Origin of the sequence: Vibrio sp. 10N.222.52.C12, from assembly GCF_041474215.1 — a bacterium.
GTDB classification, from domain to species: domain Bacteria; phylum Pseudomonadota; class Gammaproteobacteria; order Enterobacterales; family Vibrionaceae; genus Vibrio; species Vibrio crassostreae_C.
The window spans coordinates 1-2632 of record NZ_JBFRTR010000204.1 but is presented as its reverse complement, the minus strand read 5'-3'; the positions used below and the strand labels follow the sequence as shown (position 1 = coordinate 2632).

General features: G+C 41.0%; 2 protein-coding genes and 1 pseudogene. 2 read left to right on the top strand and 1 reads right to left on the bottom strand.

Going from position 1 to position 2632, the window contains the following annotated elements; all coding sequences use genetic code 11:
* Nucleotides 1-153 precede the first annotated feature (153 nt).
* The gene (locus AB4623_RS23705; RefSeq protein ID WP_017061090.1) at nt 154-729 is read left to right on the top strand and encodes a sugar O-acetyltransferase; all 576 of its coding nucleotides are present in this window, start codon (nt 154-156) and stop codon (nt 727-729) included.
* Between the two features lie 205 nt (nt 730-934).
* Here the strand turns inward: AB4623_RS23705 and AB4623_RS23700 are convergent.
* A pseudogene (locus AB4623_RS23700) lies at nt 935-1554 on the bottom strand (HAD family hydrolase).
* A gap of 277 nt (nt 1555-1831) precedes the next feature.
* Between AB4623_RS23700 and AB4623_RS23695 the strand changes: the two are divergent.
* On the top strand, nt 1832-2539 hold the full coding sequence (locus tag AB4623_RS23695) for a GntR family transcriptional regulator (RefSeq protein ID WP_017065208.1): 708 nt from the start codon (nt 1832-1834) through the stop codon (nt 2537-2539).
* Nucleotides 2540-2632 lie beyond the last annotated feature (93 nt).

Below are 2632 nucleotides of genomic sequence, written 5' to 3'. Positions count from 1 at the left end.
GCCTTTTGCTGAATAGCTGGGCTCACTTAGCATTAGTGCTTAAAGCACAAAATAGGAAGAGAAAGGCTGAGGCTTTTCTCTTTTTTTATGTCCAAAAATCGCTAATCTTGCAGTATTCGTCATTTAGACCGAGACTCTCGGAAAGTGGGCAGCATGAGTAATACAAACGATCAAACTGAACTCGATAAAATGTTATCTGGGCAAGTATATGATGGTGCAGACCAAGAAATTGATACCATACGTACCAATGCCAAAAAGGCGTTAATGGCCTTCAACAACCATCAAAATCCAGATCAACAACACACATTGCAAGAGCAGCTATTCGGTAAAGTCGGGAGTAGCAGCTTAATCCAGCCCCCTTTTCATTGTGAGTTTGGAAAAACCATCGAGATTGGTGACGACACCTTCATCAATATGAACGTCGTAATGCTAGATGGTGCGAGAATCAAAGTCGGAAACAATGTTTTAATTGGACCAAGCGTCCAATTCTATACGCCATCACACTCCCTTGATTATCGTAGCCGTCGTAAATGGGAAACCTTCTGTTTACCGATAACAATCGAAGATGATGTGTGGGTTGGTGGAAACTCGGTCATCAACCAAGGCGTGAAGATTGGGGCTCGCTCGGTTATCGCGGCGAACTCTGTGGTCAACAGCGATGTACCGCCAGATTGTCTATACGGTGGCACGCCGGCGAAGTTAATTCGACACTTGGATACTGAGCAATAAAGTTAAATAGAAAAATAAAGCTCATTAAAAGAAAAAATAGAAAAAGAGGCGATGTTCATGATGAAACAGCGCCTCTTTTTAATCGATTCGTTTTAGCTTTTATCAGTCTTTTCTATCCGTCGTTTTTCTACTTATCTTGCCTACCTAGATTATCTACATAGAGAAACCTGACTAAAATAGATAGCTTGAGAATTTCGCTACATGATCACGTAAATTCGACGCCAAGAGCACGAAGTTCGTTCTCACATTGCGCAGAATCGATAAACTGAATACCCGCCATACCTACGGCTTTTGCTCCTTCTACGTTGTAAGGCATATCATCAATGAACACCGTTTCTGAAGCCTCCAGTCCATTATTTGAAAGCAACGCTTGGTAAATCTCAGGCTGCGGTTTAAGCATGCCAAGTTCAGCGGATACGGCTGCGCCATCAAACAAAGGCCAAAATTCGTAGGTGGCTTTTAGGTGTTCAACAATCTCGACCACGTTGTCGGTAAGTGCATACACACCATACCCAGCACGCTTTACGCGCTCGATAAGGTCGACAGAACCATGCAATAAGATCTGCGTTTTCTTAACGTAATAAAACAGGCGGTCGCACTCTAATGAAGATAAATCGAGCTCTTGTTGGTAGCGAAGTTTGGCTTCATTTTCGGTTAAGAACCCTTTGTTCAAATCCGACCAAATCGCACTTTGGAAAATCGAAAGCGCTCGGGCTTCAGGGTCGGCAATGTTACCAAACGTTAGTTGAGTAATTTCCAGCGGCGACCAACGCACAATCACATTACCCACATCAAATACGACATTTTGATTTGATTCGAACTCATACCCTACTCCTGAATTAGTCACTTAAAATAGCAACAACACAGACATTAAATGCCGCACGTTAAAGTTCATAATCTTGTTTTACAAAATGAGGACTAGAATCACAAGATGTAATCAAGTCAGCGCAAAAGGTGGTCACTAGTACCCCTAACTAACCCTATTTATCATCACCCACTTAACCTTCTATGTTACAATTATGAGTCATTCAGAGCGTACTGAATCCCTGATTTAGTTCACTATTCTTTAGTCACAGTGAATACACTTTAAAGTTATTGATCTATGAAAAAGTACGAGTTAGTTGTCCAAGATATTGTGAGCAAGATCTGTCAAAACAGTATCAATCATAAGCTTCCCGCGGAAAGAGAACTCTCTGAAATATATGGGTTATCTCGATTTACTATTCGAAAAGCGCTAGCCAAGCTAGAGGCTATTGGCATGGTGAAATCTAAGGTGGGTTCTGGTTACTTCGTCAACACTTCTCTCATTGGTACACCACTGGTGTACAACTCCATTACTGAAAACAGTTTTGAAGAGATCTCTTATAAAAAGCTCCAACTGAATAAAGCGCTACCCGATAACCACGAACAGCAGATTTTTTCTTTAGACGACAATGACTACATTTGGAAAATTAGACGTCTTCGATTGATTAACAACAAAGTAGTTCAGATTGAAGAAGCCAAGATCCCTGTCAGCGTCTTCCCAGAGATGAATGCCGAGATCATTGAAAGCTCAATCCAGAAACATGCATTGGCGAAAGGTCTTCAGATCGATAGCTACTTAACGACGTATCAAGCGATCAACGTATCTAAAGAAGACGCGGAGTTGCTCGGCTGCAAAAAAAATGCCGCGGCGATGAATATCACCAACCGAGGTTTCTTAGCATCGGGGGATCTATTCATCGTCAGCGATATCATCGACATCAAATATCAATGCACCTATCACACTCCTTTTAACAATGAGAGCATGAGCTTCCGAGATAAGAAGTAACCTTTTAATTCGATTTAATATGGTTAATTTTTATAGATATAAGTTAATTACTCTATAGATTAGCCACTAATATTATTTCACATCTAATATTAT

Excerpts from the sequence above, each read along its gene's own strand:
- AB4623_RS23705 (WP_017061090.1), top strand. The coding sequence starts at position 154 with ATGAGTAATACAAACGATCAAACTGAACTCGATAAAATGTTATCTGGG.
- AB4623_RS23695 (WP_017065208.1), top strand. The coding sequence starts at position 1,832 with ATGAAAAAGTACGAGTTAGTTGTCCAAGATATTGTGAGCAAGATCTGT.